The following is a 21735-nucleotide window of genomic DNA, read 5'->3' on the forward strand; positions in this document are numbered from 1 at the left end:
CGCTTGAGGCGACGATGACAGACACACAACGTACTTCTCCTGCTACCCGCGCGGCCTCGCCATCTCCGGTGCTGGCGATTCAGGATCTCAGCGTCACATTTCATGGACGCAGCGGTGAGAATCAGGCACTCAAAGGCATCAGTTTTGCCATTCATCCGGGTGAAATTGTCGCCGTGGTGGGTGAAAGCGGTTCAGGTAAATCGGTTACGTCGCTGGCGGTAATGGGCCTGCTGTCCGGCAATGGACGTGTCGATCGCGGCAGCATGCAGTTTCGTGATCGCAGCGGAAACCTGCACGCGTTAGAAACCCTGAACGAAGCACAGCGCCGCACGTTGCGTGGCAATGAAATGGCAATGATCTTTCAGGAGCCGATGACCTCGCTGAATCCGGTGCTGCGCATTGACGATCAACTTACCGAGGCATTACGCGATCATCAGCAGTGTGACAGAAAGCAGGCCCATGCCCGCGTGCGTGAGCTGCTGCGACAGGTGCGTATCGCGGATGTGGATCGCGTGATGAAAAGCTATCCGCACTCGCTGTCCGGCGGCATGCGGCAGCGTGTGATGATTGCGCAGGCGCTGGCCTGTGATCCGCAGCTCCTGATTGCCGACGAACCGACCACTGCGCTGGATGTCACCGTGCAGGCGCGCATTCTCCATATTCTGCGTGAGCTGCAACGTGAGAAACAGATGGCGGTACTGTTTATCACCCATGATATGGGCGTGGTCGCGGAAATCGCCGATCGCGTGGTGGTCATGCTGCGTGGCGAAGTGGTCGAGCAGGGAACCGTGTCTGAGATTTTTGCCGCCCCGCAGCACGCTTATACCAAAGCGTTACTGGCGGCCGTGCCCAGACTCGGCGATATGCGGGAGCACGCATGGCCGCAACGCTTTCCTCTGCCGGGTGCGCGGGATGCTGCGCAAAGCGAGCAGAAAACCGCTCGCTATGATGAGTCGCCGCTGCTGGATGTGCGTGGGCTGAAAGTCTATTACCCGATTCGCAGCGGCATTTTATCGGGCCTGACGCATCATGTGCACGCGGTTGAGCAGATTGATTTCACGCTGTGGCCGGGTGAAACCCTGGCCATCGTGGGTGAAAGCGGCTGCGGCAAATCGACAACCGGACGGGCGCTGATGCGCCTCATCAACAGTGACGCTGAAAGCATTCATTTTGAAGGAAAGGAGATCTCTGACCTGAAAGAGGCAGAGTTTCAGCCGCTGCGCCGTGAAATCCAGATGGTGTTTCAGGATCCCTATGCGTCTCTGAATCCCCGTCTGACAGTGGGGTTCACCATTGCCGAGCCGTTGCTGCTACATGGCATGGTCTCTTCGCTTGAACAGGCTTCTCCACAGATCGATGCGCTGCTCAAGAGCGTCGGCCTCCTGCCCGAACACGCGCGTCGTTATCCGCACGAATTTTCTGGCGGTCAGCGTCAGCGTATTGCCATCGCCCGCGCCATGGCGCTGAAACCGAAAGTGATTATTGCGGATGAAGCGGTATCAGCCCTGGACGTCTCGATTCAGGCACAGGTAGTGAATCTGATGATGGACCTGCAGCAGCAGACGGGCGTGGCATGGATCTTCATCTCTCACGACATGGCGGTCGTCGAGCGGATTGCGAATCGCGTCGCGGTGATGTACCTCGGCCAGATAGTCGAGCTTGGTCCGCGCCAGTCGGTCTTTAATCAGCCGCAACACCCCTATACCCGGCGTCTGCTGGCCTCCGTGCCGGTCGCCGATCCTGAGAATCGTCAGCCCCGTCTTTTCGATGACAGCGAAATTCCTTCGCCGTTATGTAAGGTGGGCGAAACGGTCACTAAACCCCGTTATCGCCAGGTTGCGCCCCAGCACTGGGTCGCTGACGGCATTGCATTGTAATTATCCTCAACGCCCAGGAGAATATATGAAAACGCTGTTTCGCCGTACTTCGCTGGCCCTCGCATTGACGACGACGCTGGTCATGACTGCGCAGGCACAGGATCTGCGCATCTCTATGTATGCCGATATTACGGGACTGGATCCGCACGATACCTCGGATAATGTCAGCTACTCGGTGCAGAGCGGCATCTTTGAGCGCCTGTTCCAGTTTGATCCTCAGATGAAGCTGCAGCCCTGGCTGGCGACCGGTTATACCTCCAATGACAGTGCCACCGAATTTACGCTGACGCTGCGCAAAGGCGTCACCTTTCAGGACGGTACCCCGTTTGATGCGAACGCTGTCAAAGCTAACCTTGATCGGCTGGCAGACCAGAAAAAAGGGCTGAAGCGTAACAGTCTCTACAAGATGATCGATAAGGTCACGGTGCTGGCACCTGACCAGGTAAAAATCGATCTCAATCAGTCGTTCGGGGCCTTTATCAACACGCTGGCGCATCCTTCGGCGGTGATGTGGAGCCCGTCCGTTCTTAAGCAATATCCGGACGAAGCGCAGTTGCGGCTGCATCCGGTGGGAACCGGTCCGTTTAAGTTCGTCAACTGGACACCGGGCAAAGCGGTCACGCTGGCGAAGTATGACGGTTACTGGCAGCAGGGATGGCCTAAAGTCGACCATGTGATCTTCTCGCCGAGTCCGGAAGATGCGACCCGCGTCGCCGCATTAAAATCGGGGCAGGTGGATGCCATCTGGCCATTGCCGTCAGACCTGATCGCGGCGGTGAAGCAGGACAGCCACCTTTCGATTCAGCGTGACCCCAGCATCTATCTCTATTACATGGCGATCAACACGCAGCACAAGCCGCTGGCCGATGTGCGGGTGCGTCAGGCCATCAACTATGCGATTGACCGCAATCTATGGCTGAAAGTGGCCTTTGCCGGAATGGGCAAACCGGCCACCTCCGCGATGCCGGAAGGGGTGCAGTTTTATCAGAAACAAACCGACCCTGACTATCGCTATGCACCGGACGAGGCTAAAGCGTTGCTCAAAGCCGCGGGCTATCCGAATGGTCTGGATCTTAAGCTCTGGGTGACCAATGCCACGGCCAGCGTCCGTGCCGCACAGGTGCTGAAAGCGCAGCTGGCCACCGTGGGCATCCGTGCCACCGTGACACCGATGGATTCCGGCACGCGCAACGCCAAATTGTGGGGCGTAAAGGATCCGAAAATGGCGGAGTTTGACCTCTATTATGGCGGCTGGTCGACCTCAACCGGCGACGCCGACTGGGCGCTGCGTCCGCTGTTTGCCACCGAATCCTGGGTGCCGACCTCCTACAACGTCTCCTACTTCAGCAATCCGGATGCAGACAAAGCGATTGCGGCCGGACTGGCGACCGCCGATCCGGCAAAGCGTGGCATCGCCTATGCGCAGGCGCAAAAGGTGCTCTGGAAAGAGGCACCAGTAGCGTTCCTTGGCACGCCAGACAATCTGGTGGGCAAGCGCAACACGCTGAGCGGCGTTTCGATGCTGCCTGATGGCAATTTGCTGTTCACTCAGGCGTCCTTTAAATAAGACGGTTTCTTCTTTCTCGTCCCCTGTCCGGAACGGGTCGGGGACGTGAGAAGGCCCGTCGCACCTCATTTCAGGGAATGGCATGATTGCATACATCCTTCGCCGATTGCTGGAGATGATCCCGGTTTTGCTGGTGGTCTCGCTGCTGGTTTTCGGTTTTATCAAGCTCATGCCGGGCGATCCGGCGCGCATTTATGCCGGACCGGATGCGCCCATTGAGGCGGTCGAGGCGGCGCGTCAGCATCTCGGGCTGAACGATCCGCTGCCGCAGCAGTATCTGCACTGGATCGGAAGCCTGTTGCAGGGCGATCTGGGCATCACCTATCGCACCCAGCAACCGGTGCGGGAGGTAATTGGGCAGGGCTTTATGCCGACACTGTGGCTCGCCTTAGCGGGTTTTACCTGGTCCGTTATTCTCGGATTGTTGTTTGGCGTGATGGCGGCCCTGAAACGGGGACGCTGGCAGGACTGGACGCTGATGAGCGTGGCGGTAGGCGGCATTTCGATGCCGGCCTTTTGGCTGGGGCTGCTACTGATCCAGTTCGTCGCGATGCCATTTGGGCTGTTTTCGGTCAGCGGCTTTAACAGGGCCAGCGATATTGTCCTGCCCGCCATCACGCTGGGTTCGTCGGTGGCGGCGGTCATGGCGCGCTTTACCCGTTCGGCCTTCCTGGAGGTGGCGCAGGAAGATTACGTGCGTACCGCAAAAGCTAAAGGGCTGCGCAACCGCCTGGTGACGTGGAAACATGTGATGCGCAATGCGCTTATCCCGGTGATCACCATGCTGGGTCTGCAGTTCGGTTTTCTGCTGGGCGGATCCATCGTTGTGGAGAGTGTTTTCAACTGGCCGGGATTAGGCTGGTTACTGATTGAGTCGATCAAAGCGCAGGATCAGCCGGTGATTCAGGCGCTGGTGATGCTGTTCGTGTTTGAGTTTATTGTGATTAACCTGCTGGTCGATCTGCTTTACGCGGTGGTCAATCCGGCCATTCGTCTGCGACAGGAGCCGAAATGAGTAGTCAATCGCTGACCGAAAATCCGCCTCAGATCATTCGTTCGCCGTGGCGTGATTTCCTGCATGCCTTTGTGCGTAACCCGCTGGCGCTGGTCTCTGGCGGATTTGTGCTGCTGCTAATTGTGGTGGCGATTTTTGCCCCCTGGCTGGCACCCTGGGATCCCATGGTCCCGGACTGGATGGCGCTGTCGTCGCCGCCTTCTACGGCACACTGGATGGGGACCGACGAGCTGGGGCGCGACCTGCTGAGTCGCATCATCTATGGCGCGCGTATCTCGCTCTATATCGGCGTGCTGTCGGTGACCATCGGCATGCTGGTCGGTGTCATACTGGGCTTACTGGCGGGCTATTACGGCGGTTGGGTCGATATGCTGATCATGCGCGGTGCCGACGTCCTATTCGCGTTTCCCGGCATGTTGCTGGCCATTGCGGTAGTGGCGCTGCTGGGAACGGGTCTGAACAACGTCATTATCGCGGTTGCGGTCTTCAGCGTACCGGTATTTGCCCGTATCGTGCGGGCGTCGACGCTCTCTCTGAAGCAGGCTGCCTATGTTGAAGCCGTGCGCTGTGCCGGTGCGCCAGACCGCGTGATTATTCTGCGGCATATTCTGCCCGGCACGCTCTCCAGCGTGATTGTCTATTTCACTATGCGCATTGGCACCAGTATTCTGACGGCGGCAGGTCTGAGCTTTATCGGACTGGGCCCGGAGCCAGACGTGCCGGAATGGGGCAATATTCTGGCGATGAGCCGCAGCATGATGATGGCCGGAGCCTGGCATATGAGCGTATTTCCGGGGCTGGCGATTTTTATCACCGTGCTGGCATTTAATCTGCTTGGCGACGCGCTGCGTGACACGCTCGATCCCAAACTCAAGGGCTGAAGATGGATTATCAACAACTGCAGCGCGACCTGCTGCTGGATCGCTGGCGTGACAGGCGTCAGCTCGGGCAGCCGCGCAGCGCATGCGGACCCACGAATCGCATCAGCGATGTCCCGGGCGTGCGTGTCGGACATGACACGCTGAGTGAAGGCGAAAAGCAGACTGGCGTCACCGCTATCGTTCCGCCGGGCGACAATCTGTTTCTCACGCCGCTGCCGTGTGGAGCTGAGGTGCTGAACGGCTTTGCGAAACCCGTCGGACTGGTGCAGATAGAGGAACTTGGCGTGCTTCAGACGCCGATTCTGCTCAGTAATACGCTGGCAGTTGGCACGCTGTTTACCGCGCTGGTGCGAAATGCTATCCGTCGTAACCCGGAACTGGGACGAACGTTGCCCACGGTCAACCCGCTGGTGCTGGAGTGCAACGATGGCTGGCTGAATGATATCCAGGCGCTAGCTGTCAGTGAGGCGATGGCGCAGGCGGCGCTGCAGACGGCCTCCGCTGACTTCGCGCGCGGCAGCGTCGGCGCGGGACGCGGGATGAGCTGTTTCAGCCTGAAAGGGGGCATCGGAACCGCTTCACGGCTGATACCCTCCCTCAACGCCACGCTTGGCGTGCTGGTGCTGGCCAATTTCGGCGCACTGGAGGCCTTAACGATCGATGGCGTGCGGGCGGGTGAGATGATTGCGCCGCTGCTGGCGGGGAATGCGCCGCAGCGGGATGCCGGTTCTGTCATCATCATTATGGCCACAGATGCACCGCTGGATGCCCGTCAGCTGAAGCGCATCGCGAAGCGAGCCGGAGCTGGCCTGGGGCGGCTGGGCAGTTACTGGGGCCACGGCTCGGGCGATATTGCGGTGGCGTTTTCCACGCAACCGCTGCCGCAACCGCCGCAGGACGACACGCTGGAGCCGCTGCTTGCCGCGGCAGCCGATGCCACTGAACAGGCGGTACTGGATGCCTTGCTGAGCGCCGAGGCTGTTACCGGCTTTCGCGGTCACCATCGACCCTCACTGACGCAGATTCTGGACAGGTTAACCTCATGAAAATTTTTATCTCAGCCGACATTGAAGGCATCGCGGGCGTCATGCGTCCGGAGCAGTGTACACCTGGTCACCCGGAGCATCAGATCGCCCGTGGTCTGATGGAACAGGAAGTGAATGCCGCGATTGAGGGGGCGTTCGCCGGCGGCGCAATGGAAGTAGTTGTTGCCGATAGCCATGCGCAGATGACCAATTTACGTGCGGAAAATATCGATCCCCGCGCCCGACTGGTGCAGGGCAAACCTCGCTGCCTGTCGATGGTGGAAGGGATAGAACAGCAGACGTTCGACGGACTGTTTCTGGTGGGGTTTCACAGTGCAGCGGGTGAATCCGGCGTACTGGCGCATACCATCAATGGGCGTGCGTTCTGGCGTATACACATCAATGGCCTGGTGATGGGCGAAACCGATATTTATGCCGCCGCCGCCGCTGAACAGGGTACGCCATTGCTGCTGGTCACCGGCGACGATCAGTTACAGAGCTGGATAGCGGAACACTACCCCTCAGTCGATTATGTCTGTGTAAAACGCGCCATTTCGCACACCAGCGCGGAATCCATTAGTCCACAGACGGCCCAACGTGCGATCGCGGCCGCAGCGAGCGCTGCACTGCACCATCCTTCTCAGGTGAACACGACCCGCCTTACAGCGCCTTACGCTATGCGGCTTCAGGCCACAAAACCGGTGCTGGCTGATCTGTTCAGCCTGATCCCTGGCGTCACGCGCCTTGATGCCGTTACCGTGGGTTATCAGGCGGAGAAGATGGAGACGTTAATCAGCTTACTCAGTGCCTTCTCCTATCTGGCGAGTACCCAGTCGTAGCAGCATTATCCCAGGGCTGCCTGCAACGTCAGCCCGTTTATCCTGCCTTTCTTTTCGCCTTACACCGCGCTACCGGATGTACATATGCCTCATCCCCCGGACGAGACAGGATCGCTGCTGGCTTCAGCCTGATGAACCCACACTTCTGAACCAAAGCTGCACCACGGCAGCGCGAGCCCTGCTCCCTGCAGAGGCTTCAGACGGGACTGCCGGATGCGAAAAGGTGCGTGACAGGTCGCTGAGCCTGCGCTGGTTTTGCGGTACAGTTTTTGCAACAGGGGAATAATTACTTTCACTCTCCGCCGGTGCGGCCTGTCGGAGAGGCCTCCGGGTCCGGTATTCCATCCAGGATAAATCATCATGCGGCTCCGCCATATAGAGGTCTTTCAGGCCATCGTACAGACCGGCAGCATCAGCGCAGCGGCGCGCCTGCTGAATGTGTCGCAACCGAATATCAGCCGTGTGCTGAATCACGCTGAACAGCAACTGGGATTTGCGCTGTTTGAGCGACGTATCCAGGGTATGAGTGTGACGGCAGAAGGGCGACGCCTGTTGCCTGAAATCGACGATCTCTGCCAGCGTCTGCAATCCATTACCCAGCTCACCGAACAGCTGCGGCGTGGTGAAGGGCAGTTAGTCCGCGTTGGCGCGGCTCACGCGTTTGGTCAGATGGTGATGGCCACGGCGCTGGTCACCTGGCGGCAACAGATGGCTTCGGTCAGTGTCGAACTGGTCACCGAGCACTTCAGTACCTTATGCCAGATGATTCTGGAAAATCAGCTCGATTTCGCGCTGGTCTTCGGTCAGCAGGTCGATGCGGATCTGCTGGCTGAACCTCTTTTTCAGTCTTCCATGGTGGCGCTGTTACCGCGCCATCATCCCCGCCATGAACCCGTTACGCTGCAATGGTTATGCGACAATAATTTACTGATGATGCAGGCGCAGGATCCTCTTGGACGCGTCCTGCATCGTGCGCTGCGTGATAAGAAACTGAATCCCGCCGTTTCGTTGTCGATCAAAACCTATTCGGTCATTGCAGATATGGTGCTGGCAGGCGGTGGCGTGGGCGTCGTGGATCTCTTCACCGCCTGTCGCTATGCCGATCAGCTAAAGCTGCTGCCCGTCGCCCAGCCCCTGCCGTTTGAAGTGATGCTGATCAGCCGTCGTGACCAGCCACAGTCGCAGTCCACGCTGCAACTCAAGCAGGTGATTCGTAACAGACTGTGGGAGATAGCCCGGCAGTGTGAGGCGCAGTTTATGGAGGGCTGAACCCGCGTCTGCATTGTCAGGTTGCCTGAGATTTTATTCATTCTTAACCCGGATACGTCATGAAATAACGCGCAGTGCGTCTGTTTCACAATGGTGCACGCTGCACTGACTTCAAGCGTGTTAATCCCCTCACCACGCCGGTTTACCGCCTTCCTCCGCTGTTTTAACAGTTGGCGCAGTAATTGCTTTCTCATCGTTACCGCATCCTGCAGCGCAGGAACAGGCACCGTAGCCTGGTAAGCGGCCTGTGGCGACACGCCACTCCACGACATCGATTTCAGGCGAAGAAGCCCTACCGGCAATGCTGTCGGCGGGGCTTTTTTTTGGAGTAAATCTATGAATAAGTTGAAAGCATGGTTTCAGGGGCCACAGGATATTACCGAAGCAGAGGCCGTTGAGGATTACGCGGTTGGCCGCGTGCCGTCGCACTATCGCTGGCCCATTCCGGCCATTATTCTGGTGTTGCTTGGCAACTCTACCGCCATGTTCTGGTTCAGCCTTGGCGCGGACATGAGCTACCAGGTCGGCTGGCCAATGCTGCTGCTGCCGATAGGTTATATGGTGGTGTTCGCCACCCTGATTGGCTCGTGCATCATGAAGATGGCGAGCAAAGAGGGCCTTTCACTCAATCTGATGACGCGCGGTCTGGGGTTTGGCTATATGGGCTCCGCCGTCACCTCGCTGATTTACGCGGTAAACTTCATCTTCTATTTCCTGTTCGAAGGCACCATTGTTTCCCACGCCATCGCCAACTATGCGGGCGTGCCGGTCAACTCCCCGACCGGTATCGCCATCTTTGCGCTGATGGGGCTGGCCGCCATCTGGTTTGTCTGGAAAGGCATGTCATCAATGCAGTTTCTGCAAACCTGGGGTGTCCCCATTTTCATTGTGCTGTTTGGCTTTTGTATCTGGCAGTTAACGCACCACTATCCGGCCGTCAGCTTCAGCGGCTGGCAGCCAAAAGGGGAGGTGGACAGTAACGCCCTGTGGCTGGTCATGAATATGGCCAACGGGCAGATTGTTTTTCAGGGCCTGATGGCCACCGATTACGGTCGTTTTGCCCGCCCGGGTATCAGTCATAAAGGCACCGCAACGATCATGCTGGGGATGCTGATCCCGATTGTCGTAGTCATGCTGTTTGGCGCCTTTATAGCCTATACCCTGATGCCGCATATTCAGGGCGGAGATGTCTGGTCGCTGGCGCTGGATCCGGGCTTTGTCTTTCCGCTGATCATTGGGCTGACCGGCGTGTTATTTGCGGTGATTACCCAGATCCGCATTAATGTGCTGAATCTCTACTCAGGTTCGATTGCACTGTCGAATACCATGGATATGGCCTTTAACTATCGGCCGGGACGTCAGTGGTGGATGTTGCTGGTCTGGCTGCTGGGCGTGGTGTTCTATATCTGCAATATCCTGCAGTACACCGGCACTTTCCTGTCTATTACCGGCATTCTCACCAACACCTGGGTATTTATAATCCTTGCGGATTACTTTATCTGCCGCAAAGTGCTGCACCTTGCCCCCTCTGATTTTGTGGAGTTTCGCAAAGCGTATCTGCGTATGTGGAACCCGTCCGGCGTCATTGCGTTGTGCGTCGCTGTTGCCATCGGCGCGGCGGGCGTGCTGGGCCTCTATCCGATGGTGTACGCCTCGTTTATTGCCATGCTGGTTGGCCCTGTGCTGCATGTTGCGATCAGCGTGGCAACGCGCGGCAGCTATTACTTCAAAACGTTCCCTGAGGATATGCAAACCAACTGGAAACCCTCTGATGCTTACCAGGGACCGAAACCGGTGTTTAATCCGTTACTGAGCAAGGAGGCAGAATAATGCGCATCAATGTGGCAACCATTCAGTTTGAACCCACGCAGTTCAGAAAAGAGGAGAACGTCACTCGCCTGTTGGCATTGGTAACCCAGGCCGCGCGGGATGGCGCACGTTTGATCGTAATGCCGGAAATGGCCACCACCGGTTACTGCTGGCTGGATCGCGCGGAAGTCGCCCCCTATGTCGAAACGGCAGACGGCGCCACCAGCCAGGCATTTGCTGCTATTGCGCGTGAGTTTAACTGCTTTCTGGTCTTCGGCATGCCGGAGCGGGACAGGGTCACAGACCTCTACTATAACAGCGCCATCCTGGTCGGACCACAGGGCGTAATCGGCGTTCACCGTAAAACCCACCCCTATATTTCGGAACCGAAATGGGCGGCGAATGGTGATAGCGGTCATCAGGTCTTTCAGACGGAGATTGGCAATATCGCGATGTTGGTCTGTATGGATATTCACTTTATTGAAACCGCCCGGCTGGCCGCGCTGGGCTGCGCGCACATTATCTGCCACATCAGCAACTGGCTGGCTGAACGTACACCTGCGCCTTACTGGCTCACGCGCGCCTGGGAGAATGGCTGTGCGCTGATTGAAAGTAACCGCTGGGGATGGGAGCGGGGTGTGCAGTTCAGCGGCGGCAGTTGCATTGTGGATAGCCAGGGCAATGTGCTGGCCAGTTGCGATAGCGGCGATCGGATACTCCGCGCTGAATTACCCCTTCCGGAGGAAAATTCGCAACTGAAAAAGCGCCGGCCTGAGCTGTATCAGCGTTTGATGACCAATACGTTCTTCTGGAATCCAAAGGACTTTTTTGGCTTGTACGGACGTCATCCACTGCCCGATGGCAAAGCGTCCCGGATTGCGGTGGCGCAGTTTCGCCCGCAAAACGATGTAAGTACTAATCTGAAACAGATTCGGCACCAGGCCGAACAGGCAAAATCGGGCGGCGCAGAACTGCTGGTGTTGCCGGAGCGGGCGCTGACCGGGAGTGACGGTAGCCGCTTCGCGCTAACGCTGGATGATGCACCTCTGCAGGCGCTGATTGCGCTGGCGATAGAGCTGGATATCGCGCTGCTCGCGGGATTCGCCGAGCGGGAAGGGGAGCAGTACTTTAACAGCGCGGTACTGGTGAGCAGTAGCGGATTGAGTGCGCACTATCGGCAGATTCACGTCAGCGACCAGGATCGGCAGTGGGCCAGCGCAGGCAATCAGTGGGTGACATGCGATCTGCCGTGCGGGCGCGTCGGTATTTTGCTGGGCGAAGATTTGCTGGTGCCGGAAGCCGCACGGATTCTGGCGCTGGAAGGCTGTGACATCATCGCCTGTCCGGCGCAGCTTCATTCCCCCGTTCCCATGGCGCACGCGGGCACGGCGATCCCCCATGTCTGGCCGATTCCGCGCGGTGCCGATCCTTACCACTGGCTTCTGCCGCGCGTTCGGGCGGGTGAGAATAATGTCTGGCTGGCGTTCGCTAACTGGCCAGCCGCTGAGGGTGAAAGCTTTGGCCTGAGCGGGATATTTGGCCCAGACACGTTTGCTTTTCCGCGTCAGGAAGCGAAAGCTCTCGGTGAGAAAGGGCTGGCCGTACTGGAGATATCCACGGGTTCAGCCGGCACTCCTTACCCGGATCATGTTGTAAGACGTAAAGATCTGGTGCTGATGCGTCAGCCGCATTACTACACTGCGCTGATTACTCTACCACCGCGCTGAGAAACAGACGCGGCCTGCGGGCCGCGTTGATTCAGGAGCTATTATGACTGCCACTCCGCTGCTGCCTAAACGCGTTATTCCGGTTGGTATTCTCTATTCTGTTTCAGGCGATTATGCGGTGATCGGGCGCGAGATGCTTAATGGCATCCTGCTGGCAATCGAGGAGATAAACGCTAATCCCGCCCATCCGTTTACCCTTGCGCCTGTGATCCGCGATCCGCAGGGTTCGCTGGATCTCTACTATGAATATTGTCACGACTTACTCTATCGCCACGGCGTGCGTCATGTGATCGGCTGCTACACGTCCGCGGCGCGAAAGACCATTCTGCCGTTGATCGAGGGTGCCAACGCGCTGCTGTGGCATTCCGCGCGCTATGAGGGGTTTGAGAGCAGCAATAGCGTGATTTACCTGGGCGCCACCCCTAATCAGCATATTTTGCCGATGCTGAGCTGGCTTTTACAGCAGCAGGCGGCAGAGATCTATCACATCGGTTCGAACTATGTCTGGTCCTGGGAGATGGATCGCATCACCCGTGAAGCCATGATCCCCGCGGGCGGCAGCGTGCTGCAAAGCAAATTACTGGCGATGGGCGAAGAAAATGTCGAGACGATAATCGCGGATATTATCGCCTGCCGCCCGAAAGTCCTCCTGAATACCCTGGTCGGTAAAAGCGCTTACAGTTTTTACCGCGCCTGGCATCAGGCCTGCCAGCAGCAGCCCTGGTTAAATGAGGTGCTAAAGCTAAGCCTGACCTTGTGTGAACCGGAAGTTCAGTTGATTGGCGCAGAGGCGTTAGAGGGATACCTGGTTTCTGCCAGCTGGTTTCAGTCGATAGACAACACCGCCAACCGGCGTTTTCTCAGCAGCTATCACCAGCGCTTTGGTGAGCATGTTTCGCCATCAGTGGACAGCGAGAGTGCCTGGCTGGCCGGGCATTTGCTGGCGAGAGCCATTGCGCGCCACGGCAATGATGACGTTGAAGGTGTACGCGATGCGGTATTGCTGGATGAAATGGATTCGCCAGCCGGGCGGATCCGCCTTAACGCCGGAAATAATCACTGCTGGCTGACCCCGCATCTGGCGCGTTGCCACAACGGCAGGCTGGAGAGTTTCTGGCAGGCTGATGCGCCGGTGGAACCCGATCCCTGGCTGGCCTGGGTGGACCTCGCGAGTCTTACGCCGCATGGAGGTGGCGAATGAGCCGAAAAAACGTGCAGATGCGCGGATTAAAGGTGTGTGTGATCGGCTGTTCTGACCGTGATAACCACCATCTGGCGCAGCAGTTTAGCCGCATAGGGATAGAAGGCCTGTTCTGTGCAGTGTTTCCGGATGAGAACCAGCTGGCTGACCAGCAGCTGCTGGTGTTCGATGGCGATAACTCTACCCTGTTTCACCCCACAAACCCGCTCCCCTGGCCCGCGCTGCCAAAGATTGCGCTGACTGCCATTGAAACGCCATCACGACTACAGTGGATTGCCGAACAGAAGATCGACAGCTACATGCGCAAACCCGTGCGCTTTGACGGTGTGATGACTGCGTTTACCCTGGCGCTTACTCATGCCGCACAGATCCACCAGCTCGAAGCGCAGCTCCGGCGGCAGGAGGAGCGTCTTAGGGCTCGCCGGTTTCTGTTTTCCGCGCAACTCCGGGTAATGTCTGCGCTACGGCTTGAGGAGGACGATGCTTACAGCCTGCTGCGCCGCGCTTCAATGGCGCAACACATGACCATTGAAAATCTCAGTTGTGCGTTGCTGAACGATACGGAGTCCTGGATCAACCGGCTGAGGTCAATGCTGACGGAGTAATGGGCATTGTTTAACCGGAGGCTGTACTGTTTTTCATACGCATCTTTGAGTGCGTTGTTGCGAGAGATATTGGGACGCTGTGAAATAAAAAATCCACGCAATTGCGTGGATTTTTATAGGGTTTTTGCGTTGTTATGAGATTCAGCGAAACCTCATGAGACAATCAGCAAATCAGACGTTAAACAGGAAGTTCATCACATCACCATCTTTCACGATGTACTCTTTACCTTCTGAACGCATCTTGCCGGCTTCTTTCGCGCCTTGCTCGCCTTTGTAGGCGATAAAGTCTTCAAACGCGATGGTCTGGGCGCGGATAAAGCCTTTCTCGAAATCGGTGTGGATTTTACCGGCTGCCTGTGGAGCAGTGGCGCCAACCGGGATGGTCCAGGCACGCACTTCTTTCACGCCAGCGGTGAAGTAGGTCTGCAGGTTCAGCAGCGAGTAACCGGCGCGGATAACGCGGTTCAGGCCAGGCTCTTCCAGTCCCAGCTCCGCCATGAACTCTTCACGATCTTCATCTTCCAGCTCGGCAATGTCCGACTCAACGGCGGCGCACACCGGCACGACGACTGAACCTTCTGCTTCAGCAATCGCACGCACCTGATCCAGATACGGGTTGTTCTCGAAACCATCTTCATTGACGTTGGCAATGTACATCGTTGGTTTCAGGGTCAGGAAGCTCAGGTAGCGGATGGCCGCTTTGTCGTCGGCATCCAGATCCAGTGAACGCAGCATGCCCGCTTCAGAAAGATGCGGCAGGCACTTCTCCAGCGCAGCCAGCTCGGCTTTGGCATCTTTATCGCCGCCTTTGGCTTTCTTCTGCACACGCTGAATCGCACGTTCACAGGTTTCAAGATCGGACAGTGCTAGTTCGGTGTTGATGACGTCAATATCTTCCGCCGGGTTCACTTTACCCGCCACGTGGATGATGTTGTCGTTTTCAAAGCAGCGCACCACGTGGCCGATCGCTTCGGTTTCGCGGATGTTGGTCAGGAACTGGTTACCCAGGCCTTCACCTTTGGACGCCCCTTTTACCAGGCCCGCGATATCGACGAATTCCATGGTAGTCGGTACCACGCGCTGTGGTTTAACAATCTCAGAAAGCTGGTCGAGACGCAGGTCAGGCATGGGTACCACGCCGGTGTTTGGCTCAATGGTACAGAACGGGAAGTTAGCCGCTTCGATGCCCGCTTTAGTCAGCGCGTTAAACAGAGTGGATTTACCGACGTTCGGCAGGCCCACGATACCGCATTTGAATCCCATGGTTTGATACCCTTTATAACTGGATGGACAGCGCGCCAGTGGGCGGACTGTCGGAGACGAATGGAAAAATTTCGCGCATTATACACGGAATCACGACGATTCGGGCGTTTAAGCAGGCCTGAAGGCGTGCAGCCGGTTCATTGCCTTGATGCGATCCTCTTTCAGCCACAGTTCGGTGCAGCGCGCCGCCTCATCAATGGCATCATCAATCAGCTTCTGCTCGCTGGCGGGCGGCTTGCCCAGCACAAATCCGGTCACCTTGTTGCGATCGCCGGGATGCCCGATACCGATGCGCAGCCGATGGAAATTATTGTTGTTGCCCAGCTTGCTGATGATGTCTTTCAGGCCGTTATGGCCGCCATGGCCGCCGCCCTGCTTGAACTTCGCCACACCGGGCGGCAAATCGAGTTCATCGTGCGCCACCAGAATCTCTTCTGGCGTGATGCGATAAAAGGTCGCCATTGCCGCCACCGCTTTACCGCTCAGGTTCATAAAGGTGGTCGGCACCAGCAGGCGTACATCCTCGCCGGCTATCGCCATGCGTGCAGTGTAGCCATAGAATTTGCTTTCCTCTTTCAGTGACTGATTGTGGCGTTCAGCCAGTAGATCCAGATACCAGGCACCCGCATTGTGGCGTGTGGCGGCATATTCAGCGCCCGGATTGGCCAGTCCCACAATCAGTTTAATGCTGCTCACAATGATTATCCTGCTGTTATCGCGAAAGGGCGTTAGTTTACTTCGCCACAGGCGAGATGACAAAGCACAAGCATTGAAATGGTTCAGAACGGTGATTAATCATTTTCTATCTAAATCAACAGGCTGCATTCAGGGCCAGGTCATTCTTTATAGCTGATGTGTGATCCAGTCCGCAACGTGGACCCCAGCCATTGCCTAAACTTATGGCACTTAACATTGTGTGCGGTTATTAACTCATATGGATGGAGGTGCAGCATGAAACATCAACACTGCCGCGTAGCGGGTAACAGCTTGATGGTACTGGGATTAGTCACAATGGTGCTGGGTGTTGGGTTTTCAATCATGAACCAGCTGCCGTCACTCGATTTGCCGCAGTTTCTGGCGCAGGGTGCCATTCTAAGCATCTTTATTGGCGCACTGATGTGGCTGGTGGGCGCGCGTATCAGTGGCCGTGAAAAAATTGAAGATCGCTATTACTGGCTGCGTCACTATGACAAGCGCTGCCACCGGTCACACAATTCCCACCACTAACTGATGGCTGCCGGGACCGGATGCTGCGCTGTGCAGTTCCGGCCACTGGCTTTGGCGTGATAGAGCGCCGCATCAGCAAGCGCCAGTAAACTCTCAAAATCCTGCTGGCCGTGCGTGACCGTGGCAAAGCCAATGCTGACCGACCAGGCAATTTCATTGGGTTGCGACGCACAGACTGCCAGCCGGATCGCCTCACACCACGTTTCTGCATCCCGTGCTCCAGCCGGAATGATGGCCGCAAACTCTTCGCCGCCCAGTCGTGCAAAACGCCCCTCAGCCGGTATCAATCCTCTGACAATTTCGCAAAAGTGAATCAAAATCTGGTCGCCCTGATGATGGCCATACCGATCGTTGATGCTTTTAAAATGATCGAGGTCGAACAGTATCGCGCTGAACGGCCGGTTCTGACGGCGGCAGCGCGCCACAATTTTCTCCGCTTCAGCAAATAGGGCGCGGCGATTCCAGACGCTGGTCAGCGGATCGTGCAGGGAAGTGTGTTTTAACGCGATCTGCATCCGCTCATTTACCATGGCCAGAATGGTAAACGTCAGGCCGATGACAAACAGAATGGATTCCAGAATCACGTAAACCGAGAAGTCCGATCCGCCAATCGCCCCAGGTTGTGTACTGGGAATGGCGCTATCCAGAAACAGGCGCGCCAGATGAAACAGCAGGTGGATCCACAACAGCAACTGGGCAGGCCAGAATGTGGCTTTCAGCGTGTCTCGCGCCTGCCAGACCAGCTGGATCAGTGCGGCAGTATAAGCAACGCAGGCGATACACAATACCAGTACCCGTTTGGGTAAGCTGTAATAAAACGCCGGAAAGCAGCAGAGGAGTGCCCAGAGCAGAGCACCCAGTAGCCAGTGCGTGCCGATAGGTTTACCGCAGAAGCGCCGGAACGCATTTAATAATCCGCCATAAGCGAGCATCACTAACACATTGCCCACTGCAACCGGCAGAAAATGCAGGCCGCTGCTGCGCAGACTGCTTAAGAATACGGCAATCAGGGTGAAAATCAGTGACAGGCAGGTGAAGCCTAGAACGCGGTCATAGTGCGACCCCACCCAGGCAAAAACCATAATGATGCTCAGAAACCCCAGTACATAGAGCTCGCAGACAAACAATGTGTAGATATCGAGGCTCATGGTGGCTGAATTCTGATGGGAAATGCGCAGCAAATTACCACTTAACGCTTAACGGCAGAAGCAGGGGAGCATCGCGTTTTAGTAAAAGAGTGGGAGGCGTTGAAAATAGGGGATTAAAAGGAAATTTATCGGGGAAAAGTCAGAAAAAAAAGCGCGTTAATCCATACGGCAGAGATAAAAAAACCGGGCACAGGGCCCGGTTCCGCGAAGATTAATGCTCGAACATCGCCGAGATCGATTCTTCGTTACTGATGCGGCGAATCGCTTCGGCCAGCATGCCAGATAAGGTCAGCGTGCGCACATTCGGCAGTGACTTAATCTCGTCAGAAAGCGGGATGGTATCGCAGACGATGACCTGGTCGAGTACAGATTTACGCAGGTTTTCAACCGCATTGCCGGAGAAGATCGGGTGCGTCGCGTAAGCAAATACGCGTTTGGCACCACGTTCTTTCAGCGCTTCAGCCGCTTTGCACAGCGTGCCGCCGGTGTCGATCATATCGTCGACCAGCACGCAGTCGCGGCCAGCAACGTCACCGATAATGTGCATCACCTGAGAAACGTTCGCGCGAGGGCGGCGTTTATCGATGATAGCCATATCGGTGTCGTTCAGCAGTTTAGCGATAGCACGGGCACGTACTACGCCACCAATATCGGGAGAAACAACAATCGGGTTTTCCAGACCGATCTGCATCATATCTTCCAGCAGGATCGGGCTGCCAAATACGTTATCAACCGGGACGTCGAAGAAGCCCTGGATCTGCTCGGCGTGCAGGTCAACCGTAAGAACACGGTCAACACCGACGCTGGAAAGGAAGTCTGCCACTACTTTAGCGGTGATAGGCACACGCGCGGAACGCACGCGGCGGTCCTGACGTGCATAACCAAAGTAGGGGATGACTGCGGTAATACGACCAGCAGAAGCACGACGCAGCGCGTCGACCATCACAACCAGTTCCATCAGATTATCGTTGGTGGGAGCACAGGTGGACTGGATGATGAAAATATCACCACCGCGTACATTTTCATTAATCTGTACGCTCACTTCACCATCACTGAAACGGCCTACAGCGGCGTCTCCCAGGCTGGTGTAAAGGCGATTGGCAATACGTTGTGCTAGTTCCGGGGTGGCGTTACCAGCAAATAGCTTCATATCAGGCACGAGAAGAACCTCAGGCTTTGCGTCCAGAGAATGAACGGCATGACTGTAACCGGCGCGTACGGTCATAGACGTTCACACGGGTGTGTTAATGCGAAACGTGCAGTGTCTGGAACGGGGTGACACTGTCACGCATTCGCTAATCGCCTCGCAGGGTACGCTGTAGCGGCGAGACATTAACGCCTCGGGCTACAAATCCGCGCACCCCATTCGGGGCAAGCTCCAGCACCTGGCGGGCGGCGGACTCGGTGTCAAATTCAGCAAACACACAAGCGCCTGTGCCAGTCAGGCGTGACGGCGCGTATTCTAGCAGCCAGGAAACAAGCGCATCAACCTCACGAAAACGTTTTCTTACCACTGCTTCACAATCATTGGTGAAGGGTAAGGCTAAAAGCGTCGATAAACTGCGCGATGGCGTATCCCGCGTCAGCCCGGGGTCGTTGAATACCACGGGAGTACTGATGTTCACACCGGGATGGGCGACAAGATACCACTTTTCTTCCGGCGATGCGGGCTGAAGTTTTTCACCCACACCCTCTGCAAAGGCCGCAAAGCCATGCACAAAGACCGGTACATCCGCGCCCAGCTGCACGCCGATTGCCGCCAGCTCACCCGGTGTGAAGCCGGTTTGCCACAGATGATTCAGCGCCACCAGCACAGTCGCCGCATCAGAAGAGCCGCCACCGATGCCGCCGCCCATAGGCAGCCTTTTCTCAATAGCAATCTGCGCGCCCGCGCGTGCGGGCAGGCGATGGTTATCCTGTGCCGCCTGTTTCAGCATGTTCGCAGCGCGCACAATCAGGTTGTCCGCATCCGCCACGCCCGGCACCGGCGTTAACAGCTGAACAGAATCGCTGTGATCGACACTAATCTGCAGTTCATCACCGTAGTCGAGAAACTGAAACAGCGTCTGCAGGTTGTGGTAGCCGTCGGGACGACGGCCAGTGATGTAGAGAAAAAGATTCAGTTTTGCCGGGGCAGGCCAGTGGGTGATCATTGAACGGTCCAGCCGTCCATACGCAGTTTAATCCGCTGGTCACCCTCTTTCAGCTCCAGGCTGGACGGCAGCGGCGGGGTAACCTTGCTGTCGTAGCCCGCAATCGAAACCTGCCAGTTCTGACCGTCGCGGCTGTAGTTGAGGCTGCTCAGCTGATAGCTATCGTTAAGCTTATAATCCGTGGCATCGCCCGGCAGACCCATCATCCACTGACGCAGATTCGCCAAAGGAATGTTCATGCCGGTCAGCTGTGAGATCATTTTCTGCGCATCGTTGCTGACGTAGCGCTTGCCTTTGTTATCGACGATCTGCACCACTGAGCCCTGCGCATCAAGCTGCAGTTCGGTGCTGCCGAGCGGATTGGTCAGCAGCAGGCGATAGCGATCGGGCGCGGTCTGTTGCCAGTTGAAGCGGGCGTAGACTTTCTGCTTGTCAGAGAGGTAGGCAAAGGCGCCGCGGGTCTGGTAGTGCGTGACCTTTGAGACCGCCTGCTGATGCTGTTGCCACTGTGGCGCGGTAACGCTGGGGCCGGGACCTTGCGGTTTGTTGACGCTACAGGCCGCCAGCAGCACGCTGGCAAGGGGCAAAAGGCGCAACAGATTGCGTGGTGAATTAAGCATCAAGTGGTCATCTCCTCGGACACATTTATTATTCGTAACGGATAACGCTAACCGTCCCGGTTTTAACCGTCAATGCTGTTATGCAGCAAATTGAGCACGAACAGGTTAATCTTATTACAGTCATAGCCTTTGTATGGCTTTTCTTGATCTGCCGCATCTTGTAGAATGCGCCTCACAAAACCCTGACATTATTGGGACATCCCAACCAAAATCGCCATGACGCTGCTCGCTCTCGGAATCAACCACAAGACTGCCCCCATTGCTCTGCGTGAACGCGTTTCGTTCGGGCCGGAGACGCTTGAGCAGGCGCTGAACAGCCTGTTATCACAGCCAATGGTGCAGAGCGGCGTGGTGTTGTCCACCTGTAACCGGACGGAACTCTACCTGAGTGTAGAGCAGCAGGCCGATTTACAGGCGCGTCTGGTGAGCTGGTTATGCAATTATCATCAGCTGGATGAAGAGGATGTACGCAACAGCCTCTACTGGCATCAGGATAACGAGGCGGTCAGCCACCTGATGCGCGTCGCCAGCGGACTTGATTCACTGGTGCTGGGCGAACCTCAGATCCTCGGTCAGGTAAAAAAAGCGTTTGCCGACTCCTCACGTGGTCATGCGCTGAGCAGTGAACTGGAACGCATGTTCCAGAAAACCTTCTCTGTCGCCAAACGCGTGCGCACGGAAACCGATATCGGTGCCAACGCGGTGTCAGTGGCCTTTGCCGCCTGTACGCTGGCCCGTCAGATCTTCGAATCCCTCTCCTCCGTTAATGTGCTGCTGGTTGGCGCGGGTGAAACCATTGAGCTGGTGGCACGTCATCTGCGTGAACATCAGGTCAAAAATCTGATCATTGCCAACCGCACCCGCGAGCGTGCCGAAGCGCTGGCGTCGGAAGTTGGGGCAGAGGTGATTACGCTGGCGGAGATCGATGCCCGCCTGGCCGAAGCCGACATTATTATCTCCTCAACCTCCAGTCCGCTACCGATTATCGGCAAGGGGATGATGGAACGCGCTCTGAAAGCGCGACGTAACAAACCCATGCTGCTGGTCGATATTGCGGTGCCACGCGACGTGGAGCCGGAAGTCGGCGATCTGCCTAACGCCTATCTCTACAGCGTGGATGACCTGCAGGCGATCATCGAGCAGAACCTGGCACAGCGCAAAGCGGCCGCGGTTCAGGCCGAAAGCATCGTGGTTCAGGAAAGCAGCGAGTTCATGGCGTGGCTGCGCTCACAGGGCGCGGTGAATACCATCCGTGAATATCGTTCTCAGGCGGAGGATATCCGTGCTGAGCTGGAAGGCCGTGCGCTGCAGGCGCTGCAGCAGGGTGCCGATCCGCAAAAAGTCATGCAGGAACTGGCGCACAAGCTGACCAACCGTTTAATACACGCTCCAACCAAATCACTTCAGCAGGCCGCCCGCGATGGCGATAATGAACGCCTGCAGATTTTACGCGACAGCCTGGGTCTCGATTAGGCGCACCGCTGTCGCCACCTGTTTACGGGAATCCCA

19 protein-coding genes are annotated in these 21735 nt (G+C 56.8%); 13 read left to right on the forward strand and 6 right to left on the reverse strand.

Going from position 1 to position 21735, the window contains the following annotated elements:
* The first annotated feature begins 14 nt into the window (after positions 1 to 14).
* The 11 genes from FA92_RS06835 (at position 15) to FA92_RS06890 (ending at position 13815) form a co-directional block, all read left to right on the forward strand.
* The gene (locus FA92_RS06835) at positions 15 to 1877 is read left to right on the forward strand and encodes an ABC transporter ATP-binding protein (RefSeq protein ID WP_033782855.1); all 1863 of its coding nucleotides are present in this window, start codon (positions 15 to 17) and stop codon (positions 1875 to 1877) included.
* A gap of 25 nt (positions 1878 to 1902) precedes the next feature.
* Complete coding sequence (locus FA92_RS06840) at positions 1903 to 3444, forward strand: glutathione ABC transporter substrate-binding protein (protein ID WP_033782857.1); 1542 nt, start codon at positions 1903 to 1905, stop codon at positions 3442 to 3444.
* An 82-nt stretch (positions 3445 to 3526) separates the two neighbouring features.
* Positions 3527 to 4459, forward strand: a complete 933-nt coding sequence (locus FA92_RS06845; RefSeq protein WP_033782858.1) for an ABC transporter permease subunit — start codon at positions 3527 to 3529, stop codon at positions 4457 to 4459.
* Positions 4456 to 5340 carry an ABC transporter permease subunit gene (locus tag FA92_RS06850; RefSeq protein ID WP_033782859.1) on the forward strand — a complete coding sequence of 295 codons (885 nt, stop codon included), beginning with the start codon at positions 4456 to 4458 and terminating at the stop codon, positions 5338 to 5340. Before FA92_RS06845 ends, FA92_RS06850 begins: the two co-directional genes overlap by 4 nt.
* Before the next feature lie 2 nt (positions 5341 to 5342).
* Positions 5343 to 6386: a P1 family peptidase gene (locus FA92_RS06855; RefSeq protein WP_033782860.1), complete on the forward strand. Its 1044-nt coding sequence runs from the start codon at positions 5343 to 5345 to the stop codon at positions 6384 to 6386.
* Entirely contained in the window at positions 6383 to 7204 is an 822-nt protein-coding gene (locus tag FA92_RS06860; protein WP_033782862.1) for a M55 family metallopeptidase, read from the forward strand. The genes FA92_RS06855 and FA92_RS06860 overlap by 4 nt, the downstream gene beginning before the upstream one ends.
* A gap of 360 nt (positions 7205 to 7564) precedes the next feature.
* Entirely contained in the window at positions 7565 to 8473 is a 909-nt protein-coding gene (locus FA92_RS06870; protein WP_033782866.1) for a LysR family transcriptional regulator, read from the forward strand.
* A gap of 336 nt (positions 8474 to 8809) precedes the next feature.
* Positions 8810 to 10303, forward strand: a complete 1494-nt coding sequence (locus tag FA92_RS06875; protein ID WP_033782867.1) for a cytosine permease — start codon at positions 8810 to 8812, stop codon at positions 10301 to 10303.
* Positions 10303 to 12009 (forward strand): nitrilase-related carbon-nitrogen hydrolase, encoded by a 1707-nt coding sequence (locus FA92_RS06880; RefSeq protein WP_033782868.1) that lies wholly within the window; start codon positions 10303 to 10305, stop codon positions 12007 to 12009. The genes FA92_RS06875 and FA92_RS06880 overlap by 1 nt, the downstream gene beginning before the upstream one ends.
* Before the next feature lie 43 nt (positions 12010 to 12052).
* Positions 12053 to 13210 (forward strand): transporter substrate-binding domain-containing protein, encoded by a 1158-nt coding sequence (locus tag FA92_RS06885; protein ID WP_051926487.1) that lies wholly within the window; start codon positions 12053 to 12055, stop codon positions 13208 to 13210.
* The gene (locus FA92_RS06890) at positions 13207 to 13815 is read left to right on the forward strand and encodes an ANTAR domain-containing protein (protein WP_013357611.1); all 609 of its coding nucleotides are present in this window, start codon (positions 13207 to 13209) and stop codon (positions 13813 to 13815) included. Before FA92_RS06885 ends, FA92_RS06890 begins: the two co-directional genes overlap by 4 nt.
* Before the next feature lie 171 nt (positions 13816 to 13986).
* Here the strand turns inward: FA92_RS06890 and ychF are convergent, their stop codons facing one another.
* Both ychF and pth read right to left on the reverse strand, forming a co-directional pair.
* Positions 13987 to 15078 carry a redox-regulated ATPase YchF gene (gene ychF, locus FA92_RS06895; protein WP_013357612.1) on the reverse strand — a complete coding sequence of 364 codons (1092 nt, stop codon included), beginning with the start codon at positions 15076 to 15078 and terminating at the stop codon, positions 13987 to 13989.
* Positions 15079 to 15186: 108 nt separating this feature from the next.
* A complete protein-coding gene (pth, locus tag FA92_RS06900; RefSeq protein WP_033782869.1) occupies positions 15187 to 15774 on the reverse strand; it encodes an aminoacyl-tRNA hydrolase in 588 nt (195 codons plus the stop codon).
* 255 nt (positions 15775 to 16029) lie between these two features.
* Here pth and ychH point away from each other — a divergent pair, with 255 nt between their 5' ends.
* Entirely contained in the window at positions 16030 to 16305 is a 276-nt protein-coding gene (gene ychH / locus FA92_RS06905) for a stress-induced protein YchH (RefSeq protein WP_033782870.1), read from the forward strand.
* Here ychH and FA92_RS06910 read toward each other — a convergent pair.
* From FA92_RS06910 to lolB, 4 genes are all read right to left on the reverse strand, one after another.
* Positions 16302 to 17453, reverse strand: a complete 1152-nt coding sequence (locus tag FA92_RS06910) for a GGDEF domain-containing protein (RefSeq protein WP_033782871.1) — start codon at positions 17451 to 17453, stop codon at positions 16302 to 16304. The two genes, ychH and FA92_RS06910, sit on opposite strands and share 4 nt — an antisense overlap.
* A gap of 211 nt (positions 17454 to 17664) precedes the next feature.
* Positions 17665 to 18612, reverse strand: coding sequence for a ribose-phosphate diphosphokinase (prs, locus tag FA92_RS06915; protein ID WP_003850825.1), 948 nt, complete (start codon positions 18610 to 18612; stop codon positions 17665 to 17667).
* Positions 18613 to 18748: 136 nt separating this feature from the next.
* Positions 18749 to 19606: a 4-(cytidine 5'-diphospho)-2-C-methyl-D-erythritol kinase gene (gene ispE, locus FA92_RS06920; RefSeq protein WP_033782872.1), complete on the reverse strand. Its 858-nt coding sequence runs from the start codon at positions 19604 to 19606 to the stop codon at positions 18749 to 18751.
* Positions 19603 to 20226, reverse strand: a complete 624-nt coding sequence (gene lolB / locus FA92_RS06925) for a lipoprotein insertase outer membrane protein LolB (protein ID WP_033782873.1) — start codon at positions 20224 to 20226, stop codon at positions 19603 to 19605. The genes ispE and lolB overlap by 4 nt, the downstream gene beginning before the upstream one ends.
* A gap of 216 nt (positions 20227 to 20442) precedes the next feature.
* On the opposite strand from lolB, the gene hemA reads away from it, so the two are divergent.
* Complete coding sequence (gene hemA / locus FA92_RS06930) at positions 20443 to 21699, forward strand: glutamyl-tRNA reductase (protein WP_013357619.1); 1257 nt, start codon at positions 20443 to 20445, stop codon at positions 21697 to 21699.
* Positions 21700 to 21735 lie beyond the last annotated feature (36 nt).

The organism is Pantoea sp. 9140, assembly GCF_000745295.1.
Taxonomy (GTDB): domain Bacteria; phylum Pseudomonadota; class Gammaproteobacteria; order Enterobacterales; family Enterobacteriaceae; genus Pantoea; species Pantoea vagans.

Excerpts from the sequence above, each read along its gene's own strand:
- FA92_RS06835 (WP_033782855.1), top strand. The coding sequence starts at position 15 with ATGACAGACACACAACGTACTTCTCCTGCTACCCGCGCGGCCTCGCCA.
- FA92_RS06840 (WP_033782857.1), top strand. The coding sequence starts at position 1,903 with ATGAAAACGCTGTTTCGCCGTACTTCGCTGGCCCTCGCATTGACGACG.
- FA92_RS06845 (WP_033782858.1), top strand. The coding sequence starts at position 3,527 with ATGATTGCATACATCCTTCGCCGATTGCTGGAGATGATCCCGGTTTTG.
- FA92_RS06850 (WP_033782859.1), top strand. The coding sequence starts at position 4,456 with ATGAGTAGTCAATCGCTGACCGAAAATCCGCCTCAGATCATTCGTTCG.
- FA92_RS06855 (WP_033782860.1), top strand. The coding sequence starts at position 5,343 with ATGGATTATCAACAACTGCAGCGCGACCTGCTGCTGGATCGCTGGCGT.
- FA92_RS06860 (WP_033782862.1), top strand. The coding sequence starts at position 6,383 with ATGAAAATTTTTATCTCAGCCGACATTGAAGGCATCGCGGGCGTCATG.
- FA92_RS06870 (WP_033782866.1), top strand. The coding sequence starts at position 7,565 with ATGCGGCTCCGCCATATAGAGGTCTTTCAGGCCATCGTACAGACCGGC.
- FA92_RS06875 (WP_033782867.1), top strand. The coding sequence starts at position 8,810 with ATGAATAAGTTGAAAGCATGGTTTCAGGGGCCACAGGATATTACCGAA.
- FA92_RS06880 (WP_033782868.1), top strand. The coding sequence starts at position 10,303 with ATGCGCATCAATGTGGCAACCATTCAGTTTGAACCCACGCAGTTCAGA.
- FA92_RS06885 (WP_051926487.1), top strand. The coding sequence starts at position 12,053 with ATGACTGCCACTCCGCTGCTGCCTAAACGCGTTATTCCGGTTGGTATT.
- FA92_RS06890 (WP_013357611.1), top strand. The coding sequence starts at position 13,207 with ATGAGCCGAAAAAACGTGCAGATGCGCGGATTAAAGGTGTGTGTGATC.
- ychF (WP_013357612.1), bottom strand. The coding sequence starts at position 15,078 with ATGGGATTCAAATGCGGTATCGTGGGCCTGCCGAACGTCGGTAAATCC.
- ychH (WP_033782870.1), top strand. The coding sequence starts at position 16,030 with ATGAAACATCAACACTGCCGCGTAGCGGGTAACAGCTTGATGGTACTG.
- FA92_RS06910 (WP_033782871.1), bottom strand. The coding sequence starts at position 17,453 with ATGAGCCTCGATATCTACACATTGTTTGTCTGCGAGCTCTATGTACTG.
- ispE (WP_033782872.1), bottom strand. The coding sequence starts at position 19,606 with ATGATCACCCACTGGCCTGCCCCGGCAAAACTGAATCTTTTTCTCTAC.
- lolB (WP_033782873.1), bottom strand. The coding sequence starts at position 20,226 with ATGCTTAATTCACCACGCAATCTGTTGCGCCTTTTGCCCCTTGCCAGC.
- hemA (WP_013357619.1), top strand. The coding sequence starts at position 20,443 with ATGACGCTGCTCGCTCTCGGAATCAACCACAAGACTGCCCCCATTGCT.